The 25,374-nt window shown below is 63.2% G+C and carries 16 protein-coding genes; 10 read left to right on the forward strand and 6 right to left on the reverse strand.

The window, feature by feature from the left end; all coding sequences use genetic code 11:
- Nucleotides 1–353 precede the first annotated feature (353 nt).
- A complete protein-coding gene (locus I603_RS02605; protein WP_068862231.1) occupies nt 354–3,014 on the forward strand; it encodes a TonB-dependent receptor in 2,661 nt (886 codons plus the stop codon).
- 74 nt (nt 3,015–3,088) lie between these two features.
- On the forward strand, nt 3,089–5,107 hold the full coding sequence (locus tag I603_RS02610; protein WP_068862232.1) for a tetratricopeptide repeat-containing sulfotransferase family protein: 2,019 nt from the start codon (nt 3,089–3,091) through the stop codon (nt 5,105–5,107).
- 32 nt (nt 5,108–5,139) lie between these two features.
- On the opposite strand, the gene I603_RS02615 is transcribed toward I603_RS02610, so the two are convergent.
- The 3 genes from I603_RS02615 to I603_RS02625 form a co-directional block, all read right to left on the reverse strand.
- A complete protein-coding gene (locus I603_RS02615) occupies nt 5,140–5,832 on the reverse strand; it encodes a hypothetical protein (protein WP_084439784.1) in 693 nt (230 codons plus the stop codon).
- 90 nt (nt 5,833–5,922) lie between these two features.
- Entirely contained in the window at nt 5,923–6,786 is an 864-nt protein-coding gene (locus I603_RS02620) for an alpha/beta fold hydrolase (RefSeq protein WP_232305222.1), read from the reverse strand.
- 132 nt (nt 6,787–6,918) lie between these two features.
- On the reverse strand, nt 6,919–8,616 hold the full coding sequence (locus I603_RS02625; protein WP_068862234.1) for a PHA/PHB synthase family protein: 1,698 nt from the start codon (nt 8,614–8,616) through the stop codon (nt 6,919–6,921).
- Between the two features lie 183 nt (nt 8,617–8,799).
- On the opposite strand from I603_RS02625, the gene I603_RS02630 reads away from it, so the two are divergent.
- From I603_RS02630 to I603_RS14660, 5 genes are all read left to right on the forward strand, one after another.
- Entirely contained in the window at nt 8,800–11,508 is a 2,709-nt protein-coding gene (locus tag I603_RS02630) for an EAL domain-containing protein (RefSeq protein WP_068862235.1), read from the forward strand.
- Between the two features lie 181 nt (nt 11,509–11,689).
- Nucleotides 11,690–13,825, forward strand: a complete 2,136-nt coding sequence (locus I603_RS02635; RefSeq protein ID WP_232305223.1) for a putative bifunctional diguanylate cyclase/phosphodiesterase — start codon at nt 11,690–11,692, stop codon at nt 13,823–13,825.
- A gap of 58 nt (nt 13,826–13,883) precedes the next feature.
- Nucleotides 13,884–15,701 (forward strand): translation elongation factor 4, encoded by a 1,818-nt coding sequence (gene lepA, locus I603_RS02640; protein WP_068862236.1) that lies wholly within the window; start codon nt 13,884–13,886, stop codon nt 15,699–15,701.
- 172 nt (nt 15,702–15,873) lie between these two features.
- Nucleotides 15,874–16,773: an HNH endonuclease gene (locus I603_RS14225; RefSeq protein WP_232305224.1), complete on the forward strand. Its 900-nt coding sequence runs from the start codon at nt 15,874–15,876 to the stop codon at nt 16,771–16,773.
- A gap of 416 nt (nt 16,774–17,189) precedes the next feature.
- Entirely contained in the window at nt 17,190–17,621 is a 432-nt protein-coding gene (locus tag I603_RS14660; protein WP_198157207.1) for a hypothetical protein, read from the forward strand.
- Here I603_RS14660 and I603_RS02660 read toward each other — a convergent pair.
- A complete protein-coding gene (locus I603_RS02660; RefSeq protein WP_068862240.1) occupies nt 17,618–18,520 on the reverse strand; it encodes a hypothetical protein in 903 nt (300 codons plus the stop codon). The two genes, I603_RS14660 and I603_RS02660, sit on opposite strands and share 4 nt — an antisense overlap.
- A gap of 118 nt (nt 18,521–18,638) precedes the next feature.
- Here I603_RS02660 and I603_RS02665 point away from each other — a divergent pair, with 118 nt between their 5' ends.
- Entirely contained in the window at nt 18,639–19,424 is a 786-nt protein-coding gene (locus tag I603_RS02665) for an outer membrane protein assembly factor BamD (RefSeq protein ID WP_068862521.1), read from the forward strand.
- Between the two features lie 368 nt (nt 19,425–19,792).
- Here I603_RS02665 and I603_RS02670 read toward each other — a convergent pair whose 3' ends face one another.
- Nucleotides 19,793–21,658, reverse strand: coding sequence for a tetratricopeptide repeat protein (locus tag I603_RS02670; RefSeq protein WP_158093655.1), 1,866 nt, complete (start codon nt 21,656–21,658; stop codon nt 19,793–19,795).
- Between the two features lie 238 nt (nt 21,659–21,896).
- Between I603_RS02670 and recN the strand changes: the two genes are divergently transcribed.
- Complete coding sequence (gene recN, locus I603_RS02675) at nt 21,897–23,564, forward strand: DNA repair protein RecN (protein WP_068862242.1); 1,668 nt, start codon at nt 21,897–21,899, stop codon at nt 23,562–23,564.
- 74 nt (nt 23,565–23,638) lie between these two features.
- Here the strand turns inward: recN and I603_RS02680 are convergent, their stop codons facing one another.
- Entirely contained in the window at nt 23,639–24,115 is a 477-nt protein-coding gene (locus I603_RS02680) for a hypothetical protein (RefSeq protein WP_143736734.1), read from the reverse strand.
- Between the two features lie 272 nt (nt 24,116–24,387).
- Here I603_RS02680 and I603_RS02685 point away from each other — a divergent pair, with 272 nt between their 5' ends.
- A complete protein-coding gene (locus tag I603_RS02685; RefSeq protein ID WP_068862244.1) occupies nt 24,388–25,374 on the forward strand; it encodes an alpha/beta hydrolase family protein in 987 nt (328 codons plus the stop codon).

A 25,374-nucleotide genomic window follows, 5' to 3' on the forward strand; every position in this document is an offset into this window, starting at 1 on the left:
AGGCTGGGCAATCAGGCTGGAAATTCAAAATAAAATGACAGTAAATAATCAAATATGAAATAAAAAAATAATAAAAAATCACACAAAATACGGTTCATAAGTAGCGACAAGAAAATTTTTCATAATCCCGTATTTTCTACTTCAAATAATATTTGTTTCTTTTATAGTGTTGTGATTCTGCAACAATCCTAATAATCATTTTTGTAATTTCCCAAAGTCGGGTAGAAAGCGTAGGATTCGCTTGGTAGCGCATCCTATAAAGCATCTGTGCATTCGGTGCGCATGCTATTTCTTGGGTCTTGCCGGTGCATTCCTTGCGCCGCGACCCTTTCCGAAGCTCAAAGGGGCCTTACATGATGAAGATTATCGATGGCGCGTCACTCGGCGCGCTTGCGATCGCGATTGCGTCTCCCGCCAGCGCGCAGGATGCTGCCGCACCCTCCGGCGGTGCCCAGCCGCCGGCGCAGAAGGGCGGGATCAAGACCATCGTCGTCACCGCCCAGAAACGCAGCCAGGACCTGCAGGATGTGCCGGTCTCGGTCACAGCGATCGATGCAGAGGCGCTCGACCAGCTCAATATCGATACCTTCGACGATTATCTCGAGCAGCTGCCCAATGTCACGGCAGGTGGCGCCGGACCGGGTCAGAATACGATCTATATCCGCGGTCTTGCCTCGACCACGCCCAATCTGACAACCGCAGGGGTTGCCGGTCTTGCGCCCAACGTCGCCTTCTATCTCGACGAGCAGCCTCTCGCCCAGCCGGGGCGCAACCTCGATGTCTACGCAGCCGATGTTGAGCGCATCGAGGTTCTGTCCGGACCGCAAGGCACGCTGTTCGGTGCGAGCTCGCAGGCGGGCGTGGTGCGCCTGATCACCAACAAGCCCGATCTTTCCGGCTTCGATGCATCCTTCGATTCCAGCGTCTCCTTCACCAAGGGCGGCGAGGCGAGCTATTCGATCAAGGCCATGGTCAACGTGCCGGTTACCGATACCTTTGCCTTGCGCGGGGTGGTCTACCTCGACGACCAGGGCGGCTTCATCGACAATGTCGCTGGTACCCGCGATCTGTCCGAGAGCGCCCGTTTCCGGCCCGAAGGCACGGTGCGCGCGAACGGCGTGCCCGTGAACGCCAACCGGGCCGGGTTCCAGTCTACCGCCGACCTTTCGGGGGTGACCTTTCTCGAGGCCGACAATTCCGGCCTTGTCCGCGACAATTTCAACGACACCCAGTATTCGGGCTTCCGCGCTACCGCACTGTGGGAGCTCACGCCGGACTGGACCGTGACCCTTGCCCATACCCGCCAGAGTCTTGAAACTGACGGTGTGTTTTTCGCCGACCCCGAACTGGGCGAGCTTGATGATCTGGAAATCCAGCGCTTCGAGGATGACCGGCTGGAAGATGACTTCTCCAACACCAGCTGGACCGTCGAGGGCCGCATCGCGATGCTCGATGTGGTTTATACCGGCGCCTATACCGATCGCCGCACCAACCAGCGCATCGACTACACCGATTACCTGTTCGTCGGCCAGTATCTGCCCTATTACATCTGCGATGGTTCGGTGAGCTATCCGGGCGCCGCAGCGCCCAGCGGCACCTGCCAGCCGCCGAACCTTTACGTCACCTCCGACAGCACAACGCAGGTTTTCACCCAGGAGCTGCGCTTCTCCACGCCGGAGGAATGGCCGGTCCGCGTGACGGCAGGCGGCTTCTATTCGGACCTCGAGCTGAAGGAACGCAACGACTTCAACTATCCGGGCAATGTCGCCGCCGCGCCGTTCGGCGGCTTTGCGCCCAATTTCCCGTTTCCGGGCGCCTTCAGCACCGACGCGGGTCCGTTCCCGCGTGACACGATCTTCAGAAACGACATCCGCCGCACTGACGAACAGTTCGGCCTGTTCGGCGAGGCGACGATCGACATCGTTCCCGACCTTCTCGCCGTCACGCTGGGGGCACGCTATTACGATGTCGAAGTCGACCTCGAAGGCGGCGCCAATGCCAGCTTCTGCAATACCAGCGGAACCGACGAGAATGCCTTCGGTACCAATATTTCCGACCTTTACGACGGCGACGGCAATTTCTTTTTCAACCTGTCGTGTTCCGAAGCCTTGCGCCAGAACTTCACCCTGAACGACAGTCTTGCCGATATCGAGGCCGCCGGGCTCTCGCCCGCGCAGGCCCAGCGGGTGTTCAATTCCGTGCGCGCACCGGATGTGGCAGCGGCCAGCGGGACCATTCTCAAGGGCACGGTCACCCTGACCCCGACCCCCGACACGCTGTTCTACGCGACCTATTCGGAAGGTTTCCGTCCGGGGCTGCTCAACCGTCCGGGCGGAGCGCCGGGGCCTAACAACTTCACCGTGCCGTTCGAGCTCGAGACCGACGAGGTGCAGAACTACGAGATCGGCTGGAAACTCCAGCTCGTAGACGGCCAGCTGCGTTTCAACGGCAGTGCCTTCTATGTCGATATTTCCAACCTGCAGACGACGATCTTCGACCCGTCGATCACCAACCTGTTTTTCTCGGCCAATGCTGCTGATGCGGAGATTTACGGGCTGGAGGCGGATTTCACCTTTGCGCCCTATGCGGTGCCGGGGCTGACCGTGGCGGGCGCCTTCTCGATCCTCGATACCGAGGTGACCGACGTGCTGATCCCGACCAATGACGTGGTCGAAGGATCAGAGCTCGCCTTTGCTCCGTCGTTCCAGGGCAATTTCCGGGTGCGCTACGAATTCGATCTGACCTCGACGCTTGGCGCCTATATCATGCCGCAGATTACCCATTCTGCCAGCAAGTTCACCGATATCATCGAGATCAACCGCTTGCGGCTCGACAGCTACACGGTGGTAGATCTGGCCGCGGGGATCGAAAAGGACCAGTGGCGCTTCGAGATATTCGGCGACAACCTGTTCGATGAACGCGCCCAGATTTCGGGCAATTTCGTGAATGACCGCGCGCGTATCGTCACCAACCGGCCGCTGACCGTCGGTCTGCGGGTGGGTTACGACTACTGATCCGCTTCTGGCGAAACGGGCGGCGGGGGTGAGCAGGTGTTCACGCCCGCCGCCATGCGTGTAGAGCCTTTCCCATGGCCACGACAGACGATCCGGACCGCTATCCCCCCTCGCGCGAGACGCTGATGAAGCTGGCGCAGGATGCGTTGCGCTCCGGGCGTATGGCCGAAGGGTTCAAGACCGCGCGCGAGCTGCTGCGGCAGGATCCGCATGACAGCGACGGTCTCTATCTCGCGGCGGTCGCTGCGCGGTACCTCAAGGAATTTGCCACCGCGCAGTTGCTGCTTGGCCGGCTCCACACCGCCAGCCCGGAATATGGGCGCGCGTGGCAGGAGACCGGACATCTGGCGCTGGCGCAAGGCCGCGAGGTGGAAGCACTGGCAGCGTTTCAGCGCGCGACGCGCTTCAACCCCGCGCTGGAGGCGAGCTGGCGCGAACAGGCGAACCTGCTGGGCAGGGCGGGGCGCGGAGCTGAGGCCAATCAGGCGGCGTTCCAGTACCAGCGGCTCGCGAACCTGCCGCGCGAACTCGTAGCGGTCACCAATCACCTTGCCGAAGGCCGCCTTCTGCGTGCCGAGGAAATCTGCCGCCATTATCTTCGCACCCATCCGGCGCGTGATGCGCACCATATCGAGGGTATGCGGCTGCTGGCGAAGATCGGGATCGAATTCGGCGTGCTGGAGGAAGCCGAATTCCTGCTGGAGAGCGCCGTCGCCTTTGCGCCGCAGGATGTCCAGCTCAGGCTCGATTACATTGACGTGCTGCGGCGGCGCCAGAACTTTGCCAGAGCACTGGCAGAGGCCGAAGCGCTCCATGCGCGCGATCCCGAAAGCCCCGTCTTCCAGTCGCGCCTCGCGATCGAGAGCATGCAGAGCGGCGACTATGCCCGCGGTCTGGAACTGTTCGACAAGGTGCTCGAGCGCCTTCCGCACGATCCGGCCAATCTCACCAGCAAGGGCCATGCGCTCAAGACCACTGGCGCGAGCGCCGATGCGATTGCCAGTTACCGCGCGGCAATCGCAGCAAAACCCGATCACGGCGATGCCTGGTATGCGCTCGCGAACCTCAAGACCTACCGCTTCACCGATGCCGAAGTCGCAGCCATGCAGGAACAGGCCGCGCGCGCCGATCTGGCCTTCATGGACCGCGTCCACATCGCCTTTGCCCTGGGCAAGGCGCACGAGGATCGCGGCGAATACGAAGCCAGCTTTGCAGCCTATGACGAAGGCAACCGTCTGAAGCGCGCCCAGACCCGCTACAGCGCGGATGCGATGACAGCGGAACTTGCCCGCCAGCGGGAAGCCTGCACCGCCGATCTGTTCGAGCGGCACGCGGGCGCGGGCCATGATGCGCCCGATCCGATCTTCATTCTCGGCCTGCCGCGCGCCGGCTCGACCCTGCTCGAACAGATCCTGGCCAGCCATTCGCAGATCGACGGGACGCTGGAACTGCCCAACATCCTCGCGCTCGCCCATCGCCTGCGCGGCCGGCGCGTCGGCGAGAACCGCTATCCGCACATCCTGCAGGAACTCGACGCTGAAAAGCTTGCCGCCTTCGGGCGGGATTTCATCGCCGACACCCGCATTCATCGTGCCGGGGCGCCTTTCTTCATCGACAAGATGCCCAATAATTTCCGGCATATCGGGCTGATCCACCTTATCCTGCCCAAGGCCAAGATCATCGATGCCCGCCGCGATGCGATGGATTGCTGCTTTTCGGGCTTCAAGCAGCTGTTCGCCGAAGGCCAGGAGTTTACCTACGGGCTAACCGAGGTCGGGCGCTATTATGCCGATTATGTCGCGCTGATGGACCATTGGGACACGGTACTGCCAGGCAAGGTGCTGCGGGTGAGCCACGAGGACGTGCTCGACGATCTCGAAGGCCAGACCCGCCGGATGCTCGATTTTCTGGGTCTGCCGTTCGAGCAGGCCTGCCTCGATTTCCACAAGACCGAGCGCGCCGTGCGCACCGCCTCCAGCGAGCAGGTGCGCCAGCCGATCAACCGCAAGGGGCAGGGCGCCTGGCGACCTTTCGAACCGTGGTTGGACGACCTGAAAGAGGCCCTTGGCGACCTCGCACAACAAGGCGGCTGATACCGACAGGGTCTCGCGGGTCGTCTGGTCCCCTATGCGGACTGGTGCCAGACGAGCGCCGACAGGGCGAGCCATGCCGTGAACATGATCAGATAGGGCCAGCGACGGGGCCACAGCCGCGCCACCAGCAACGTCGTTGCCGCAGTTCCGGCAAGCGCCAGCAAGGCTGCGATTGCCCCTCTTGCGCCCGTACCCGCGCCTGTCAGCGCCGACTGGATCGCCATGCTCGCCCATTGCGCGGGCAGCAGCGTCAGCAGCCAGGCGGGCAGGCTTTTCGGCAAGGCGACCGCGGTTGCCAGAATGGCAGCCTCGCCGCCGACCACGAAGACCGCGATCCACCAGCCCTTGTCCGCTGCACTTCGGGCAAACAGCGCGCCGCGCGCGGCAAAGCTCAGGCTGGCGACCAGCATTGCCAGGGCCACGGAAAGCGGATGCAGCGGAAGTGCCATTCCCAGCGCATGGGCAAGCAGGACGAGACATGCACCCGCGATCAGGGAAAGTCCGACGCCGATCCACAACCGTCCGGCCGCAGACGCGGCGATCATGCCCGTTCCCATCAGTCCGACCGCAAGCAGCGGCCCGCCGAAAACCGCCATAGGCGCGCTGTCATTGCCAGCGGCAAGCACTACCATCGCCGCGGCCGGTGCTGCGATCCCCGCAACGGCGGCGGTCACCCAGGCCGCAGGCGATCCGGCCAAAGCAGGACCGTTCGGAACTGACGTCATGCGCAGGACACCACGTGACACGGCGGGGACCCTTGAACTGCCATTCCTGGCGAGGTGGGCGAGGCTAGGTCGATCGACAAACAGCGACGGTCAGGCAGCCGCCATCCGCCGCGCTTCCTTCTCCGTCTCGGGCGCGTCGAGGAATTCGCGGATTGCGGCCACGCTTTCATCGGCATGGGTAAGCAGGAACAGATGCCCGCCGCCTGCGAAGGTTACCAGCCGCGAATTGGGGATCATGGCCTTCAGGATCTTGCCGTTGGCGAGGGGCACGATCTGGTCGTCCTCGCCCATCATGATCAGGGTTTCCTTGGTCATGAAGGGCAGGGCGGGCAGGCTTGTCCAGCCGAGCATGCACAAGAGCTGGTACATGTAGCCGCGCGGGGACGGGGGCTTCAGCCGGCCGATGTGGCTGTCTTTCTGGTGCTCGGCCCCGTCCTTGTCGACCCCGCCATAAAGCGTGGCGAAATGTTCGTTCATGAATTCGGGATCGATATAGCGGCGCGGGTCGGCCATCTTGGTGAATGCGGCCGGATTGCCGGGCACCATCACCATGCCCGGCGTCGTCGCGATGAGGGTCAGGCGGCGCGTGCGCATCGGGTGCTGAAGCGCAAAGTGCTGTGCCATGGCGCCGCCCCATGAAACGCCCATCACGTCGACCGCTTCCAGACCATATTTCCCCAGCAACTGGGCTGCGGTCCAGCTCATGGTGAAGGGGTTGTAGGGGACCAGCGGATCGGGCGATTCGCCGGTGCCGGGCATGTCGAACATGATGAAGCCGCGTTCGGGCATGGCGGCCGCGAGCGGGGCCACGGCCTCGATATTCGCGCCGATGCCGTTGAAGAACAGGACCGGCAGGTGATCGGAAGGCATATCGAGCCGCCAGGCAGCAGTCCGTAGCGTCCGGCCGCCCACTTCCTCCATCGACACGACCGCATCGTCCATTGCATTGGCCACGAATTCACGTCCTTTCTGGCCCCCGTCGAAGGGGCGGGTTGGGCGCTTTCGTCGATCCCTCACGAAAGCGCCCACAAAGATTAACGCGCTGCCACCACGGCCCCCCGGACGCTGCAGCGCAGCATTGCCTTATCAGACTTCTTCGACGACGTAGAGTCCCGGTGCCGGATCGCCGGCCTTGTAGGTGGCGCTGCCAAGGCTTGCAGGTGCCGGTCGCTTGCCGCCCGAGCGCGCTTGCACCCATTCCATCCACAGCGGCCACCAGCTGCCCTTCACCTCCTCGGTGCCTTGCAACCATTCTTCGGCCGTGGCGGGCAGCTTTCCCTTCTTTTTCTGGACGTAATACTTGGCCTTGGGGTTGCCCGGCGGGTTCAGGATCGCCTGCATGTGGCCGCTTTGCGAGAGCACGTAGGTCACGTCCTTGGAACCGAACAGCTGGGTCGACCGGTAGGTCGCCTTCCACGGGGTGATGTGATCGGTCACCCCGCCGAGAATGAACAGATCGGCGGAGACCTTGGAAAGATCGACCTTGTGCCCTGCCATCTCGACCTCGCCCTTTTTGGTGAAGGCGAGGGTTTCGAACAGGGTGAGGAAATCGCCCATAAGGCTGGCCGAAAGGTTGGTGGCGTCGGCATTCCAGAACAGCACGTCGAACGCGGGCGGATCCTGTCCGAGCAGGTAATTGTTGATGACATAGTTCCAGATCAGATCGTTGGGACGCAGCCATGCAAACCCGCGCGCCAGATCATCCGCCTTGATGACGCCTGCCTTCATCGCGCGCTGGCGGGCGAGCTGCATCCCGTTCTCGCTCACCAGCGAGCCGGCCTCGATATCGGTCGGCTTGGGGTGCAGCACGCACACCATCAGCGTCAGCGTCCCGAGGATCGGATTGCAAGTCGCGGCGAGCTTGGATGCGAGCACCGAGGCGGTCTGTCCGCCCGAACAGCCGGCCGAGACGTTAACTTTTTTCGATCCCGAAATTTCCGAAACCACCTCCAGCGCTTTCTCGCAGGCGGCGATATAGTCGGCCATGCCCCAGTGGCCCTGTTCCTTGGACGGATTTCGCCACGAGATGACGAAGGTCTGGATGCCGTTGTCGACCTGCCACTTGATCACCGATTTGTCGGGCGACAGATCGTTGATGTACATCTTGTTGATTTGTGGCGGGATAGTCAGTTGCGGGATTTCGTAGACCTCTTCGGTGGTCGGCGCATATTGCAGCAGCTCCATGATCTCGTCGCGGTAGACCACCGCGCCCTTGGAGGTCGCGATATTCTCGCCCAGCTTGAACGGGCGCTTGTCGACCTGGCTGACCATGCCCTTGTTGTTGACGAGATCATTATAGGCGTTCTGCAGTCCCTTGATGAGAGAGAGGCCGCCCGAGTTGATGATCTGTTTCTGCGCCGTCGGATTGCCCGCCAGCGTGTTGGTGGGGGCAAGGCCGTCGAGAATGATATTCGCGATGAAATTCGCGCGGTTACGTTCCAGCTCGTCAAGTTCGAGTTCTTCCAGCCAGTTCTTCATGCCCTTCTGCACCGCGAGGTAATATTGCGCGCCGGCACGGAAAAAGGGGTTGTATTGCCAGGCCGGATCCATGAACCGCTTGTCCTTGGGGTCAGGGGCAAGGTCGCTCTTGCCGGTCATGATCTTGACCATGTCCTGCGCCATCGCTGTCGAATGGCGGATGAAGCGTGTCGGGTCCGAGGCGGTTTCGCGCAGCAGCAGGGCTACCGCGCTCACGAAATCCTCGCGCGCGACGCCGATCAGCGGTCCCAGCGCATTGGTCGACTGGGCTGCCTCGTTTTCGAGCTTTACTTCGCTGTCTGACATCCGATCCCCTACTCCTCGCGAAATCGTTTTACTGGCTGGTGCCATCCACACGATGCAGCCAGCGTGGTCAAGTTGCAAGCACTGCCCGAACCCTCTGGCACAGGCGCTTTGGCCCACATGTAAGGCAGGCATTTACCTTTCCGATTCACGCTTTTCCAAGAGGTCAGGGCGCATTGCCTGCCCATGTCAGCGCCGCGCGCCAAATCCCTTCGAATCCCGAGACCCATCGATGCCGGGCGCGAAGCGCAGGGCACGGCGGACTCTCCCGACGAGTCCGATCTGCGCGACTCCGGCGAGCGCCGCGCGGACGGACGCTTCAAGCCGGAACGCATCGCCGCTCTGGTCACGCGAACGGACACGGCCAAGGAAGCACAGCGATACTATCTGCCCAAGCAGGCGCGAGGCATGGCGGTGTCGTTGCTGGTGGCATTCTGTCTTGCCGCCCTTGTCTCGCCGGAATTGCCAACTTTGCCCTCGCTGATTGGCGGCGTGGCTTCGGTAGCCCTGTTTGCCTGTTCGGGCTGGTTCGCCGCGCTTGAGCGCCGCGAGCAGACCGGTCCGCAATTGCGGCTATTGTTGCTGGTGGTGGCAGCGATGTTGCCGATGGCCTGCGCCGGCTACGCGCTCGGCGTCGCGATTGCCGGCGGCCTGCCCTGGCAATGGGCGGTTGCGACCTTGGTCTGCATCAATGCCACTGCCGCGGTGCTGTTTTCGGGACGCATCGCCTCGTTGTTCAGCGCCAAGATTGCCAGCTGGGCCGGCCTTGTCGTGGTTGCCGCCCCAGGTTTGCTGGCCTTTGCCACGCTCGCCGGAGCGGCGGTGACACTTGCGCTGATCGCCCGGGTCGAATGGCGCGCGGCCGAACGCGGCCGGGTGCACCGCGAGGCCCGCGAGCGCATAGCGGCGCGGGCCGAGGATATTCTGAAAAGCTTCGAGGAAAGCGGGCAGGGCTGGTTTTGGGAAACCGACCGGCGCGGCCTTATCACGTACATCTCGCCCAAAGCTGCGAAGGTGCTCGGGCGCAGCGCAGAAGCCCTGCGCGGCGTTCCCCTCGACGCGATCATCGGTCCCGGCCAGGAGACGGCCGAGTCCGAGAGATCGCTTGCGTTCCATCTGTCGGCGCGCTCGGCCTTCAAGGATCTCGAATTGCGCGCCGCCGCGCCGGAGGAAGAGCGCTGGTGGTCATTGACTGGCCGTCCCGTTTATGATTCGTACAACAATTTCTGCGGGTTCCGAGGGCACGGTACCGATCTGACAGAGCAGCGGCGGAGCGAGAGGCAGGTTTCGCGCATGGCGCTGTATGACTCGCTGACCGGCCTCGCCAACCGGGTGCAAATGGGGCAGATCCTGGAACAGGTTCTTGCGGCGCCGGTAAAGCGCGAGCGCGTGTGCGCGGTGCTGCTTCTCGATCTTGACCGCTTCAAGCAGGTCAATGACACCCTCGGCCATCCGGCAGGTGATGCCCTGCTCAGACAGGTAGCGAAGCGCCTCGAGCGGGTAATCGGCACGACCGGTCGTTGTGGGCGGCTTGGCGGAGACGAATTCAAGGTCATCCTGCCGGGAGAATGGCAGCGCGAACGGCTGGCAGCGACGGCTCAGGCGATTATCGAGGTGCTCTCGCAGCCATACGCCATCTATACGCACTCCGTCAGCGTCGGCGCCTCGGTCGGAATTGCCCGCGCCCCTGCCGACGGCACGACCTCCGATATGCTGGTCCGCAATGTCGATCTTGCGCTTTATGCTGCGAAGGACGCGGGCCGCGGGTGCTTCCGCTTCTACGAACCGGGCCTTCACGCGGCGGTCGAAGAGCGCGCGGAACTCGAACGCGATCTGCGCGATGCCATCGCCCGCGGCGAACTGGAACTGTCCTATCAGCCGATTGTCTATGCCGCGAGTGAAACTGTGATGGGTTTCGAGGCGCTGATGCGGTGGAACCATCCGCGTCGCGGCTTGCTCTCGCCGGCGCGCTTCGTGCCGATCGCCGAAGAGGCGGGTCTTATCGACCGGCTTGGACAATGGGCCCTGCAGACCGCATGCGCCGACCTTGCGCGCTGGCCCAGCAGCATCCGCTGTTCCGTCAACGTCTCGGCATTGCAATTCGCCAATCCCGAATTGCCTACCATTGTCGCCAACGCGCTGGCCCACAATGGTATCGCCCCCTCGCGGCTCGAACTTGAAATCACCGAGAGCGTGTTTGTCAGCGATACTCCCGGCACCGAGGCGACCTTCCGGGCGCTGAAGCAGTTGGGTGTACGTCTCGCGCTCGATGATTTCGGGACCGGCTATTCCTCGCTCGGCTACCTGCGCAAGGCGCCGTTCGACAGGATCAAGATCGACCGCAGTTTCGTGCGCGGAGCAACCGAGCAAGGCAGTCGCAACGGCGCCATCATCGCCGCGATCACAAGCCTTGCCGAAGTGCTCCAGATGGACACCACTGCCGAGGGGGTGGAGACCCACGACGAACTGGAACTCGTTCGCCTGCTCGGTTGTAGCCACGTTCAGGGTCACATCTATTTTGCTCCGATGAGCGCAGCCGATGTCGGCGCGCTGGTTGCGGGCGATCTGACTGCCGTGGCGAATGGCCCGCAATCGGTGCGTGCCCCGCGTTACTGCGTGCTGCGCAAGGTTGTGGTGGTGCACAAGGGACGGCGGCAGAATGCCACCTTGCGCAACATTTCTGAAGGCGGGGCGATGATCGAGGGATTGTGGAATCTCACCGAAGGCAGCGTGCTCCGGATCGATTTCAGTCCCAGCCAGTCCGTTACCGGTCAGGTGCGATGGTCGAGCGAAAACCGATTGGGCCTGGAATTCCATCTGCCGCTGCGTTCGAAAGGCGATGGCTCATTTGCCCTGCCGAACGAGGCATCAGCCTTCATCGGAAAAGTAGGTTAGCCGCGCGTTAGGCCTTCCGGAAGAGACGGTGGCTTAGTCAAAAAATAACCATCCGGCTTTACCCGTGACTCATGCAAGGCGGGATCAGTGCGGGAATCCGCTGGTCCGCTGCGAGTTTGGAGGTTCGTCCGGAGTGTCCCTCAAGGGTCTCTTGTCATCGCGCGGGTCATCCGCGCTTCGCATGCGGCAAGGGCATGTCGCCTCGGCACTGTCCGATGGCGAGCGGCTGGCAATGCTAGACGAACTGGAGAAATCCGGGCTCGGCTGGTTCTGGTCGAGCGATGCAGAAGGCAAGCTGACCTATATCTCCGCCGCTATCGCCGAGCGGCTCGATATTCCGCTCTCCGATCTATTGGGTCAGCCGCTGACCGCGATATTTTCCGCAGCCGAGCGTGAGGGGCGTGCGAAGTCGCTTTCGCTGATGCTCGGCGCGCACAAGGCATTTACCGGCATGGCTGTTCGCGCCCTGCGCAACCCGGGCGGGCCGGTGCTTCGTCTGGCGGGCCAACCGGTGTTCACCGCAGGTGGCCGCTTCGCCGGTTTCCGCGGAACGGGTGCAGACATCAGCGACGAGTTCCACCGCGAGGAGGAAACCGCCCGGCTGGCGCGTTTTGATTCGCTCACCGGTCTCAGCAACCGTCACCGGATGGCGCATCAGGTTGAAACGACGCTGGCTGCCTTTCAGGCTGCAAAACGCAACTGCGCTGTCATGATGCTCGACCTGGATCGCTTCAAGCATGTCAATGACACGCTTGGTCATGCGGCGGGTGATGAATTGCTCAAGCAGGTGGCCGCGCGTCTCGGCCGGGCCATCGATCGCGATTGTGAGATCGGCCGGCTTGGCGGAGACGAATTCCAGGTGATGCTGCCCGATATCGATGACCGTGGCGTGCTTGGGGACATGGCGAACAAGATCATCTCCATCCTGCGTCAACCCTATAGTCTTGCCGAGGGTCGCTGCGTCATCGGCGCTTCGGTGGGAATTGCGATAGCCCCGCATGACGGCGTCACCCGCGACGAGATCGTGCGCGCCGCCGACCTTGCGCTTTATGCCGCGAAGAATGGCGGGCGAGGGCAATACCGCTTTTTTTCGGGTGAACTCGAGAACGAAACGATTTTCCGCCGCCGACTGGAGGAGCATCTCGGTCAGGCGCTGAGCGAGGAACAGCTGTTTCTGCGCTATGAACCGATCGTTGATGCGGCCTCGCAGGCAGTAAAGGCGCTCGAGGCGCATGTCTGCTGGAATCACGCGACACGCGGGATCATCGACGAGGAGGAATTTGCGCAGATCGTCGAGGGTTCCAGCCGCATCGCTGATGTCGGAATGTGGGCCATAGCCGAGGCTTGCCGCCAGGGGGCCCTCTGGCCTGACAGCGTGCGCATCGCAGTCAACGTCCCGGTCGCGCTGTTCTTGTCGGACACCTTCCTCGAACAGGTCAGTTCCGCCATCGAGACTGCCGGCCTTGCGCCTGCCCGGCTTGAACTGGAGATCAGCGAAGCGGTGTTCTTCGGCGATGCCAACGTTGTCGATCGTACACTTGCAGGCCTCTTCAAGCTCGGTGTGCGCCTTACACTGGACGAATTCGGATCCGGCTATTCCTCGCTGGCCTATCTGCGCCGCGCACCCTTCGATGCGATCAAGATCGATCAGAAGCTGGTGGCCGAGGTTGAGCGCCATGACAGCAGCGAGATGGGCCTGGTCCGCGCCATTGTTGCGCTCGCTGGGGCGTTGCAGATGGACACGATCGCCAACGGCATCGAGAGCGCGCCCTTGCTTGCCTTGCTAAGCGAGTGCGGTGTTCGCTTTTTGCAGGGGCCGATCTTCAGCGAACCGATCGATTCCGAGATGATCGATCAGGAAATGGCGGGCGGAACTTGGAAGATCGATCCCGGTTCGAACCGCACGCGCCGGGCAAAACGGCGCACGGTATTCCGCAAGATTCAGGTCATCCATGACGACTACGCCTACGAGGTCACGCTCCGCAACCTTTCAAGAACCGGAGCATTGATTCAGGGACTGGCTGATGTGCCCAAGGGTACACAATTCGTTGTGGATCTGGGCGGGGGACAGTTGGCTGTTGCAACGGTCACTCGGTCGAGCGGCGATACGCAGGGACTGGAGTTTGAGCAGTCTCTTGTCGACGACGGATCGGGCGGGCTGTGCACTCGCAACCGAGTCTCACCCTATGCACTCGCCTCCGCTGGAGCGCCACTCGCAGCGCTCGCACCGGGCAGCTATCAGGGGATGGTTGGCGGGCTTATTGGCCAAACTACCGCACCAAAGTTCGGCTATGCGCCCGGGAGTCGGGTCGACTGAGGGTGTTGCGTTTTTCTCGAATGACTTTGCTGCATCGCAAGGCTAAGTCGCGGGTCAAATGACTGACCTCTCCAAGATCCGCAACTTCAGCATCATCGCCCATATCGACCATGGCAAGTCGACCCTTGCCGACCGGCTGATCCAGTTCACGGGAGGCCTCACCGCGCGCGAGATGTCCGAGCAAGTCCTTGATAACATGGACATCGAGAAAGAGCGCGGGATCACCATCAAGGCCCAGACCGTCCGTCTGACCTACACCGCCAAGGACGGCGAGACCTATCAGCTCAACCTGATGGACACCCCCGGCCACGTCGACTTCGCCTACGAAGTCTCCCGCAGCCTCGCCGCCTGCGAGGGCGCGCTGCTTGTGGTCGACGCCGCACAAGGGGTCGAGGCCCAGACGCTCGCCAACGTCTACCAGTCGATCGAGCACGATCACGAGATCGTCCCCGTCATCAACAAGATCGACCTGCCCGCCGCCGAACCGGACAAGGTCAAGCTCGAGATCGAGGAGATCATCGGCCTCGACGCGTCGGACGCCGTCCTCACCAGCGCCAAATCGGGCATCGGGATCGAGGACGTGCTCGAAGCCGTCGTCACCCGCATCCCGCCGCCCAAGGGCACCACCGACGCGCCTTTGAAGGCCAGCCTCGTCGATTCGTGGTACGACCCCTATCTCGGCGTCGTCATCCTCGTGCGCGTGATCGACGGCAGGCTGACCAAGGGGCTGAACATCAAGTTCATGCAGGGCGGCACCCAGCACCTCGTCGACCGCGTCGGCTGCTTCACCCCCAAGCGCACCGACCTGGGCGAGCTCGGCCCGGGCGAAATCGGCTTCATCACCGCCCAGATCAAGGAGGTGGAGCAGGCCCGCGTCGGCGACACCATCACCACCGTCAAGAACGGCGCGACAGAAGCGCTGCCGGGCTACAAGGAAGTCCAGCCGGTGGTGTTCTGCGGCCTCTTCCCCGTCGACGCCGCGGATTTCGAGAAGCTGCGCGAAAGCATCGGCAAGCTGCGCCTCAACGACGCCTCCTTCTCCTACGAGATGGAGTCGAGCGCCGCGCTCGGCTTCGGCTTCCGCTGCGGGTTCCTCGGGCTGCTCCACCTTGAAATCATTCAGGAACGCCTCAGCCGCGAATACGACCTCGACCTCATCACCACGGCGCCTTCCGTGGTCTACCGCGTCCACCTCGGCCATTCGAAGAACGAGGAGGCCAAGGTCATCGACATCCACAATCCCGCCGACTGGCCGGACGTGAACCGCATCGAGATGATCGAGGAGCCGTGGATCAAGGCGGTGATCTACACCCCCGACGAATACCTCGGCTCGATCCTCAAACTGTGCCAGGACCGCCGCGGCATCCAGACCGAACTCACCTATGTCGGCGGCCGCGCGCAGGTGACCTACGAGCTGCCGCTGAACGAAGTGGTGTTCGACTTCTACGACCGGCTGAAGTCGATTTCGCGCGGCTATGCCAGCTTCGATTACGAGCAGATCGGCAACCGCGAGGGCGACCTCGTGAAGATGAACATCCTCGTCAATAACGAGCCGGTCGACGCGCTGAGCCTGATCGTCCACCGCCTCGCCGCCGAGGAACGCGGCCGCGGCATGTGCGAGCGCCTGAAAGACCTGATCCCGCGCCACCTGTTCAAGATCCCGATCCAGGCCGCAATCGGCGGCAAGGTGATCGCCCGCGAAACCATCGCCGCCTTGCGCAAGGACGTGACCGCCAAGTGTTACGGCGGGGATATTACGCGCAAGAAGAAGCTGCTGGAGAAGCAGAAGAAGGGGAAGGCGCGGATGCGGGAGTATGGCAATGTGTCGATCCCGCAGGAGGCGTTTATTGCGGCGTTGCGGATGGGGGAAGAGTGAAGCCCCGCGCCTAGCGCAGACGTTTGCGCAGCAAACGGCAAGCTAGAAGCGAGAGGCTGTAACTCCGGCCAGCGGGGCGGCGTCAGCCGAACCCGTCTGACGCAGGCCGCGGCTTTGCCGCGGCTAGTTTTTAGTCCTGTCGCTTGCGGGACGGGGATTACTGTCGCTTGACTTGATCGCCCAGGCGCAAGAACAATTGCTCATGGCTTTTGGCGTTTTCATGCACAAAGATGGGTCCGGCTACGCCGACATTCCCGAGGTGCATTATCAGTTTCCGAAGATTTATCTTAACCGCGCGAAGCACATGGTTGGCGACTGGATCGTTTATCGCGAGCCAGTGAAGGTTCGGCAATCCAAGGGCTTCTTTGCTGTCGCCAAAGTCGCGCAAATCATTCCCGACCCTGACCGCGCCGATCATTTTCGCGCGCTGATAGAGGCTGGTAGCTATTTGCCCTTTGAGCCAACAGTTCCCCACATAGTGGACGGCCAACCTATCGAGCGTGATTTGGCCAATCCACAAGCAGCGGTTCGCCCACTTTCAAATTCGGACTTTGCGCGCATAGTCGCACTCGGATTACCGGACGATCAAACGCTCCCTCGCGTAGGTGATCCTGAGCCACTTGATCGCGTTCGAGAAGAGCAGACCCCGTTCGAGATTGAGCGTCCCTTGGCGCAATCGCTTCTCAACCGCCCCTTCCGTGACCGTGCGTTCCGTCGCGCCGTGCTTCATGCATACGATGGGCGCTGTGCGGTGACTGGTTGGCGCTTGGTGAACGGGGGAGGGCGACTGGAGGCCGAAGCCGCCCATATTCGCCCGGTCGAACATGGCGGACCAGACTCGATCCGGAACGGGCTTGCTCTTTCGGGAACCGCACACTGGATGTTCGATCGTGGCCTTATCGGCGTGGCCGATAACCACGAGATAATCATTCACAGGAAGGTCAACGACCGAAGCGGAGTGGAAGCCATAATCAATCCGACAGGAAAGCTTATCGCCCCGGCTCGTGACGCTGATCAGCCTCATCCCCAATTCCTGGCTTGGCATCGCGCATTTCACGCGTTCTCGGCTTAACCGTCATCTCTAATGCTGAGGCAAGTTCTTCGCCACGCAAAATAGGTGCACTCTGAGTCGCACTCCTCCATGATCTCTACTTGTCAACTTGAACATGAACTGATCTCTCTGGCGGCGAAAGGAGTGACAATGCTAACTTGGACCGAGGCCGTGACCGATGCAGTGCATCGTGTCGCTGCTAATAGCCCCGATGGTCTCTTCAGCCGGAGCGATCTAATCGCTCAAGAGGGCGCCCGCATGTGTGCCGATACAGGGACCACCGGCGAAACGCCGATGCAGACCGTCAGTCGGGAGCTTCAACAGCTTCGCGACCGAGGCTTGATCGAGTTCGTCGACGGCAAAGGGACATATCGACTAAAATCCTGAATCAGGTCGATATTTCTTGATCTAGGGCCTGTTCCGATCAAGATTTGGCGATGGACAAATCTCAATTTGAGCTCGTCACCATCCCGGATGAAGTCAGGACGGAAAGCCGGATCCCTATGGAAAATGAGCGCTGGCTGGTTGGGTTGCCGCTGTCGCCTCGTTCCATGTTTTGGTGGGGAGCGTTTACCGATTGGTGCGTTGCAGCCGATCACGGGCTCTTCGCAGACTATATTGAGCGGGGTCCGCTGATCATTTTCCTTGAACGGCAGAGTGATGCGAGGTGGGCGCTGCACCCGAAGACATGTGAATTCCGCAATGCCAAAAATCGCAGAGCGAGTTGGGCAGGCTTTATAATGCGCCATCCTGAAATTGCTGCCGGGCTTCTCGCGGTTCTGCCAAATTTGGTGCAGCCCGCCCCTCCACCGTCCTGCGGATGGTTCCCCTCCCCTGGAGGGGAGGATTTTCGTGCCTGCTGCGCCTAAGGATCAAACCCCTCATCCTTCAGCGTCCACACCGTCTTCGGCGGCTCCGGCTCGGGCGGTTGCCATTTGCGGTAGTCCGGCCCGGGTTTCGGCATTGCCTCCTCCTCCGCCACCCGCTTCGGCGCGGGGAGGGCGGGGGTCTCCGGCGGGTCGAAGTGGGTCGAGGGGGTGTCGAGCGTGACCTCGGTGAGCCGCCGCGTGCGCTCGTCGGCGGCGCTCGCGGCAAGGTCGCGGTCGCGCAGGTGCGCGAAGTGGGCGAAGGCAGCGAGGGTTTCTGCCGAGAGCGCGGCGCGGCGTTGGGGGCGTTCGCGTTCGATGCGGCGGCGGATGCCGGCGATCTTGCGGTCGATGCTGGCCTTGATCTCGGCAATCGAGACATGCCGCTGGCCGGCCTCGTATTCCTTCTTCCACTGCTTGTGGAGCCGGTCGAGCTGCATCTGGCTTACCGCGTTGAGGCCTCTCGGCCCGCCGCCTGCGGCAAAGCGGTCGGGCGCGCGGTTGCGCAGGATGAACATCAGCAGCCGGTCATTATACTTGCGGCGCGTGCCGACGAGTTTGCCGTAGGAATAGACCGGCTCCTCCACGCCGTTCAGCGCGCGGTCCATCACCACATCCTCGACCCGGGCGACGCCAAGCTGGAGCGCGGCCTCCCATGCGGCGCGGAAACCCCCGGCGCCCGGCTCGCGGCGCAGCGCGTAGACCCCGCGCTGGGCCATGTCGACGGCCTTGCATGCGGCCTCGACCGAGCCGGTATCGGCCAGCGCCTCGATGAAGGCGCGCTGGCGTTCGGGGGTCCAGCCGTCGTGGCGTGCGCATTTGCGCGGGACGGGGGTGAAGGAGGGAAGCTGTCCTGCCGGGACGGGCAGGCGGGTGGTGCGGGGGTCTTTCTTGCGGGTCATGGAGGGGAGTGCATCACAAAAGGCCCGAGTAGGAAAATCGGGGGGCGACCGGGGGCGGGAGGCGCGGCTTCACTTGGCGTTCAGCACGGGCCTCGTTATAGAGCGCGCCATGGCGACCATGTTCTCTTCCCGTCTTGCGCGCGCGGCTCTGCTCGCCGCGACCCTTGCCACCATTCCGGCCTGCGCCGGCAAGACCGAGGGGGCCGATGTCGCCTATGTCGCGCGCGACGTCGAATCCCTTTACGCCGAGGCGCAGCGGCGGCTTGACCGCGGCAATACGCTGGTCGCGGCTGCACTGTTCGACGAGGTGGAGCGCCAGCACCCCTATTCGCCCTGGGCCCGCCGCGCGCAGCTGATGAGCGCTTTCAGCTATTATATCGCGCGCGATTACAACAAGGCGATCCAGAACGCGCAGCGCTTCCTGTCGATCCACCCGGGCAACAAGGATGCGCCTTACGCCTATTACCTGATCGCTCTGAGCTATTACGAGCAGATCAGCGACGTGAACCGCGACCAGAAGATCACCGAGCAGGCGCAGACCGCGCTGCGCGAGGTCAACCGGCGCTTTCCCCAGACCGAATACGCCGCCGACGCGCGGCTCAAGCTTGATCTCGTGGCCGATCACCTTGCCGGCAAGGAGATGGAGATCGGTCGCCATTACCAGCGCATGGGCCTGTGGCTTGCCGCCGACATGCGGTTCCGCAACGTGATCGAGAAGTTCGATACCACCAGCCACACGCCCGAGGCGCTCTACCGGCTGACGGAAAGCAGCCTCGCGCTCGGCATCCCGGCCGAAGCGGTGAAGTATGCCGCGGTGCTGGGTGCGAACTATCCCGGCACCAAGTGGTACGAGAAGGCCTACAAGCTGGTGAACAAGCACGCCGAGGGCGTCACCGCGAGCTGAGCGGGTGGCGGCTGCGGCCGGCCCGCAAGCGCAAAAAAAGGCCCCCGCCCGTAGCGCGGACGGAGGCCGTAAAGTGGGAAAAGGAGATGTGTAACCTCCCTTCCTCGGGTCGCCTCGGTGGCAGCTGCACTGCCAAAACGCAATTCAGTGGCATCGCCGGATCGAAGCGATCGGCGGAACGGATCCGCTGATCGCCTCGCCCCCCTGCCGAGGGTCGGCCCGCCGGCCTTCCCCCCAATCACGCTCGCATGACTATGCGGCGCGGCGATTCGCGTCTTTCCTGTCCGGCTGAAAGATTCTGAAACTTCCTGACCGCAATTCTGACAAATCTGAATTGCCCGTCGGTTCAGTCACTTGCGGGTGAGCAATCAGCTCTCTGCGGTCGCCCGCAATTGCGCGACTTCGGCTCTCAGGGGGTAGCGCGCCGGGAGCCGGGCCTGCTCGATCCTGCGCGCACAGCTGTCCAGCGCCGCCTGCGCCTCGGCCCCGTTCCCCGCCGTTTGCTCGATCCGGGCGGCGAGGCAATCAACCCGTGCCAGCCACGGGTGCGATCCGCCCAGACCCTTCACGATGTCCTTGCGCGCCCGCTCAAGCTCGCTACGCGCAGCGCCCTGGTCACCGATTTCCGTCAGCGCCCGCGCCCAGCGCAGGTGGAACCATGCCGCCTTGGCAGGCCTGCCGAACAGTTCACCGGCGGCATTGGCGCGCGCTTCGCCCAGCAGCGTCCGCGCGTCCTCGCTCTTGCCCAGCATCGCGCGGGCGATCGACAGTTCGGTCATGGCATAGGCGGTCCAGAAGTGATCGCGGCCAAGGCTGCGCGCGAAATTCGCGACCACCGGAGCAAGTATGGCCTCGGCCTTGTCCGGCTCGCCGCGATCGAGGTGGATCAGCGCGATCGTATAGGCGGGAGACTGCGATTCCACATGGTCAGGGCCAAGGCGCTGATCGAAGATCGCCTGCGCCTTCGCCAGTTCCGCCCGCGCGCGGTCATGTTCGCCGATATAGGCGAGGAAATCGCCATAGTCCGACCGCGCCCAGCCGGTCAGCGGATGGTCCGCGCCGTTGAGCGCGATCCGCGCATCGACATGCGCGGCGAAATCGCGCTCGGCCTCGGTGAAACGGGCGAGCTTGCGCAGCGCCAGCGCCCTGAACCAGCGCGCGTCGGCGACGATATCGGGGGCAACATTGTCGGGCGCGGTCTCGTCCCCGCGCGCCAGCACCGCGTCGAGGCTGCCGACCGCGGCGGCATAATCGCCGACCTCGAACTGGATCTTGCCGAGGTTCACCAGTGCCATGAAGCGGTGCGGCGATTGCAGCCGCTTGCCGAGGCTTGCAGCATCGGAACAGGTTTCTTCCGCTTCGCGCGTCTGCCCGGCAAGCCGCATCTGCTGGCACGCCAGCGCATCGATTTCCACCAGGCGCAATTCGGCATCGGTTCCGGCATAGGCCTCGCGCGCCTTGTCGCGGGCCGCAGCGAGATGCAGCACCGCTCGGTCATATTCGCCCCAGCCGCTGAACGCCTTGGCAACGAGCACATTAAGCGCCATCAGCCCGGCCGGCTGACCGGCGAAGCGTTCGTCCATGGTTTCGGCCGTGCGTTCCACCACGCTGCGCAATTCGGGATTGGCGGGCACCTCCGCATAGGGATCGGTCGGCAGGATCAGGTCTTCGGAAATGAAGGCCATCAGCGCTGCGGCTTCAGCGCTTTCCTGCGTGGCCGGGACGGGTGAGGGACGCAGATAATGGCTTGCGGCAAGAGCTGTGCCGGCAATCGCGGCCACGATCAGCCCCGCCGCTGCCCATTTCGGCAACCCGAAAGCCGATGCGCGCGCCGCCGAAAACCTGCGATCGCCGGCCTTGCCGCCCGATCGCGTGCCGGCCCCCGGATCCGCTTCGGCAGGGGCAGGGGCGGGGGCAGGGCATTCCAGCTTGTAGCCCTGTCCGTAAACCGCCGTCAGCACATAGCCTTCATGTGCGGCCAGCGCGGCGCGGATCCGGCTGATTGCCTTGGCCAGCGAGTTTTCATGGGTGATCCTGCCCGGCCATCCGGCTTCAAGCAGAATGTCCTTCGATACCGCCTGCCCCGCGCTTGAGGTCAGGGCATGGAGGATTGCTCCGGCGCTGCGATCAAGTTGCTGCGAAACGTCCGCCAGAACCGGATCTGCGCGCTTGCCGACGGTACCGGAGGTGTCGAAAGGTTCCTGGTTATCGGGCAAGTGAGGTAAGCTGGGCATGTCCATCGACGAAATGCGCTGTCCCGATTTGCGGTTCCCGGATGTCGAACCCGCCGCGACGATAATCGGTTGCGCAATATTTACAAACCGTTTTGTCCGGATGCTTTTCGCATCGCTATTGCGGCCATGCCATCATCGGGCCTGCAACAAGCGGCACAGGACCGCACCAAGGCTTGGGGATTGCTCCCTTCTTCACGCGTGACGCGGCGCGAGCGCTCGGCTATCCCTTGGCTCATCCATGCTGACCCGGCTCTCGATCCGCAACATCGTCCTTATCGAAGCGCTCGATCTTGATTTCGCGCGCGGTCTCGGCGTGCTGACGGGCGAGACGGGGGCGGGCAAGTCGATCCTGCTCGACGCGTTGGGGCTGGTGCTGGGCGACCGCGCGGAAACCTCGCTGGTGCGCAGCGGAGAGGACAAGGCGTCCGTCACCGCCAGTTTCGAATTCGCCGCCCTGCCTGCCCTTGTCGCCGCCGCGCTGGATGAAGCCGATATCGCCATCGAACCGGGCGAACCGCTGATGATCCGGCGGCAGGTGCGTGCCGATGGCGGCTCCAAGGCCTTCATCAATGATCAGCCCGCCAGCGTGGCGCTGCTGCGCGAACTGGCGCCGGCGCTGGTGGAACTGCACGGCCAGCATGACGATCGCGGCCTGGTGAATCCGCGCGGGCACCGGGCGCTGCTCGATCGCTATGCCGGGACCGATGTCGCCGGGCTGGAGCATGCCTTTGCCGAATGGGCGCGGGCCGAGGCGCAGCTTTCCGAGGCGCGGGCAAGCGTCGAGCAGGCACGCGCCGACCAGGACCTGCTCATCGCGCACCTCGCCGAACTCGCCGCGCTCGAACCGGTGGCGGGCGAGGAGGAACGTCTCGCGCTCGCGCGCGCGGATATGCAGAAGGGCGAGAAGCTGTCGGGCGATCTCGAGGAACTGCGCCATATCTGGGAAGGTTCGGATTCGCCGCTTGCGGCCCTGCGCGTGGCCGCGCGCCGGCTTGACCGCATCGCCGACCAGCACCCGCTTCTTGCAGAAGCTCTTGCCGCGCTTGACCGCGCCGTGATCGAGGCCGGCGAGGCCGAGGAGCGGCTTGAAAAGGCGGCAGAGGCGCTGGTGCATGATCCGATGGAGCTGGAACGCGCCGAGACCCGGTTGTTCGACCTGCGGGCAGCGGCGAGGAAGCACCGTTGCGAGGTCGATGACCTACCCGAATTGATGCGCACCATGCGCGCGCGATTGGATGCGATCGAGGGCGGGGAGGCGCAACTGGACGCGCTGGAAGCCGCCGCCAAGGAAGCGCGCAGCGCCTATGTCGTAGCGGCGGAGAAGGCGCATGACGCGCGCGCGGCGGCAGCGGGCAAGCTTGATGCTGCGGTCGCAGCGGAACTCGCTCCGCTCAAGCTCGATGCCGCGAAGTTCCGCACCCAGGTCGCAAAGCTGCCCGAGGACAGGTGGGGCGCGCAGGGCATGGATGCGGTCGAGTTCCTGATTTCCACCAACCCCGGTGCGGACTTTGCAGCCCTGAACAAGATTGCATCGGGAGGGGAACTGTCGCGCTTCATCCTCGCGCTGAAGGTCGCGCTGGCGGAGAAGGGCGGGGCGGCGACGATCATCTTCGACGAGATTGATCGCGGCGTGGGCGGGGCGGTCGCCTCGGCCATCGGCGAGCGGCTGGCGCGGCTCGCGGCCAACGAAGGGCAATTGCTGGCGGTGACGCACAGCCCGCAGGTCGCAGCCCGGGGCCAGCAGCACTACTTCATCGCCAAGGCCTCGAGCGGCACGGTGACGCGCACCAGCGTGGTGCTGCTTGATCAGGCCGGACGACAGGAAGAAATCGCGCGGATGCTGTCCGGCGCGGAAGTGACGCCCGAAGCCCGCGCGCAGGCCGACCGGCTGCTCGAAGGGGTCTAAACCCCGTTCTCGTCAGGCGTCGCCGGACCGGCGGCAAGTCAGGCGACCTGCCGCCGGTCCGGTGCGCTCTCGGCTTACCGGGCGCCGTACCACTGCCCGGTGCCGCGCGAGGCGGTCTGGGAATACCACTCCATGGTCATCAGGCCATTGCGCCCCTTCGATTCTCCTGTCGTGCCCTGGATTCCGCCGACACAGCCGAGCGGCGTTTCGGGTCCGGGATCGCCTAGCCAGTTGCATCCCCAGATCACCGACGCGTTTCCGGTGGTGTCTTTCGTGGTGCAGCTCATGTGGAGGTCAAACAGGCCGTTGTCGGGTTGGTCCATCCCCACACAGCGCACGGTGCCCTTCTGCACCGATCCGTCCTGGTAGGTGGTTGTGTAGGCACCGTCGACGACGCCCCCCGCACCGCTGCGATTTCCGTCCGGCCCCGTCATTCCGCCAATGGATTCAACGGGCTTCCAGACGACTTCGTAAGTGAAATTCTGCGCCATCGCAGGGCTCGAAATAATCGCGGATATTGCTCCGACGATAAAAATTGCTCTGAATTTCATGATAAATTCCCCCCTTCATATACGAATAGTTGAATATTCGCAGATGCCCCAAAGTATTTTTAGGGCACTGCGAGTCTCTAAACACAAATTTCGATTTATAACAACTGGTTTGATATAATCAGATGTTTTAATTGGGATTCCTCTACCGCTAATGGAAAATTATTTTTTGTTGCTTTTAGCGGCACAGGGCGAAAGCCTGTTCGCAGCGGCTCCTCCGGCACTTTTCCGCCCTGCGCCGATCGGGCATAGAAATCCCGGAGGAAACCGATCACATGCCGTCCAGCCAAAGCGTCACCATCTCTCCGGCGCACCCGCGCGCGACCGGAGCTGTCGCGGGCAAGGGCGGGTGGGTGCTGCTACCCGCCTTTCTGCTGGCCGCAGCCTGCACCCCCGCCACGGCGGCACTTGAGGAGGCTCCCGAAGCCGTGCAACCCAACCATTCGACCTATGGCACCGATGCCAGCCTTGCCGCCTCGCAGCCTGACGCGATCCTGCGTTACGCAGATCACCCGCGCGGCTTTGCCGAGTTGCGCATGCCCCAAGGAACCAAAGAGGGTGCGGGCCTGTTCCCGCTCGCGGTGATCTATCATGGCGGTTGCTGGAAGACCGGGATTGCCTCGCAGGCCTACATGGCCCCGCTCGCCACCCGCTGGCAGCAGCAGGGCATCGCCACGCTCAATGTCGATTACCGCGAAGTGGGCGATGGCGGGGGCTGGCCGGGCTCGTTCAGCGACTGGGCTGCATCGGAGAAGCTGATCGACGAGATTGCGGGCCAACATCCGATCGACCGCGCCCGCGTTACGCTGGTGGGCCATTCGGCGGGCGGACTTCCGGCGCTTTGGCTGGCGAGCGAGCAGGGGGCGGACGGCCCCGTCGGCGCACGCCAAGCGCTCAAGGCCCGCGCGGCGATCATCCTCGACGGGCCGGGCGATGTCGGGGCCGAGCGTGCCGCCTTCGATGCCCTGTGCCAGTTCTCTGCGGTCGCGCCGTTCATGGGCTCCTCGCCGGCCGGAAATCCCGCGCGCTACGCCGCGATCTCACCCGCCGCCCATCCGCCGCGTCTCGACGAGGTGCTGTTCGTGCAGGCCAGACTCCCCGCGCCGTCGATCCCCACGCTCACGCGGCTGTCCGCAGGCGGAGCGACGGTTACCGTCCGCGAAAATCCTGGCGCGAGCCACTTTGCGATTATCACCCCCGGCAATCCGGTTTACCAAGCCAAAGAGGCCGCCATGCTGGCCGTGCTGAAGAGCGGGCACTGA

Source organism: Erythrobacter dokdonensis DSW-74 (assembly GCF_001677335.1).
Taxonomy (GTDB): domain Bacteria; phylum Pseudomonadota; class Alphaproteobacteria; order Sphingomonadales; family Sphingomonadaceae; genus Erythrobacter; species Erythrobacter dokdonensis.

Excerpts from the sequence above, each read along its gene's own strand:
- I603_RS02605 (WP_068862231.1), top strand. The coding sequence starts at position 354 with ATGATGAAGATTATCGATGGCGCGTCACTCGGCGCGCTTGCGATCGCG.
- I603_RS02610 (WP_068862232.1), top strand. The coding sequence starts at position 3,089 with ATGGCCACGACAGACGATCCGGACCGCTATCCCCCCTCGCGCGAGACG.
- I603_RS02615 (WP_084439784.1), bottom strand. The coding sequence starts at position 5,832 with ATGACGTCAGTTCCGAACGGTCCTGCTTTGGCCGGATCGCCTGCGGCC.
- I603_RS02625 (WP_068862234.1), bottom strand. The coding sequence starts at position 8,616 with ATGTCAGACAGCGAAGTAAAGCTCGAAAACGAGGCAGCCCAGTCGACC.
- I603_RS02630 (WP_068862235.1), top strand. The coding sequence starts at position 8,800 with ATGTCAGCGCCGCGCGCCAAATCCCTTCGAATCCCGAGACCCATCGAT.
- I603_RS02635 (WP_232305223.1), top strand. The coding sequence starts at position 11,690 with ATGCGGCAAGGGCATGTCGCCTCGGCACTGTCCGATGGCGAGCGGCTG.
- lepA (WP_068862236.1), top strand. The coding sequence starts at position 13,884 with ATGACTGACCTCTCCAAGATCCGCAACTTCAGCATCATCGCCCATATC.
- I603_RS14660 (WP_198157207.1), top strand. The coding sequence starts at position 17,190 with ATGGACAAATCTCAATTTGAGCTCGTCACCATCCCGGATGAAGTCAGG.
- I603_RS02660 (WP_068862240.1), bottom strand. The coding sequence starts at position 18,520 with ATGACCCGCAAGAAAGACCCCCGCACCACCCGCCTGCCCGTCCCGGCA.
- I603_RS02665 (WP_068862521.1), top strand. The coding sequence starts at position 18,639 with ATGTTCTCTTCCCGTCTTGCGCGCGCGGCTCTGCTCGCCGCGACCCTT.
- I603_RS02670 (WP_158093655.1), bottom strand. The coding sequence starts at position 21,658 with ATGCCCAGCTTACCTCACTTGCCCGATAACCAGGAACCTTTCGACACC.
- recN (WP_068862242.1), top strand. The coding sequence starts at position 21,897 with ATGCTGACCCGGCTCTCGATCCGCAACATCGTCCTTATCGAAGCGCTC.
- I603_RS02680 (WP_143736734.1), bottom strand. The coding sequence starts at position 24,115 with ATGAAATTCAGAGCAATTTTTATCGTCGGAGCAATATCCGCGATTATT.
- I603_RS02685 (WP_068862244.1), top strand. The coding sequence starts at position 24,388 with ATGCCGTCCAGCCAAAGCGTCACCATCTCTCCGGCGCACCCGCGCGCG.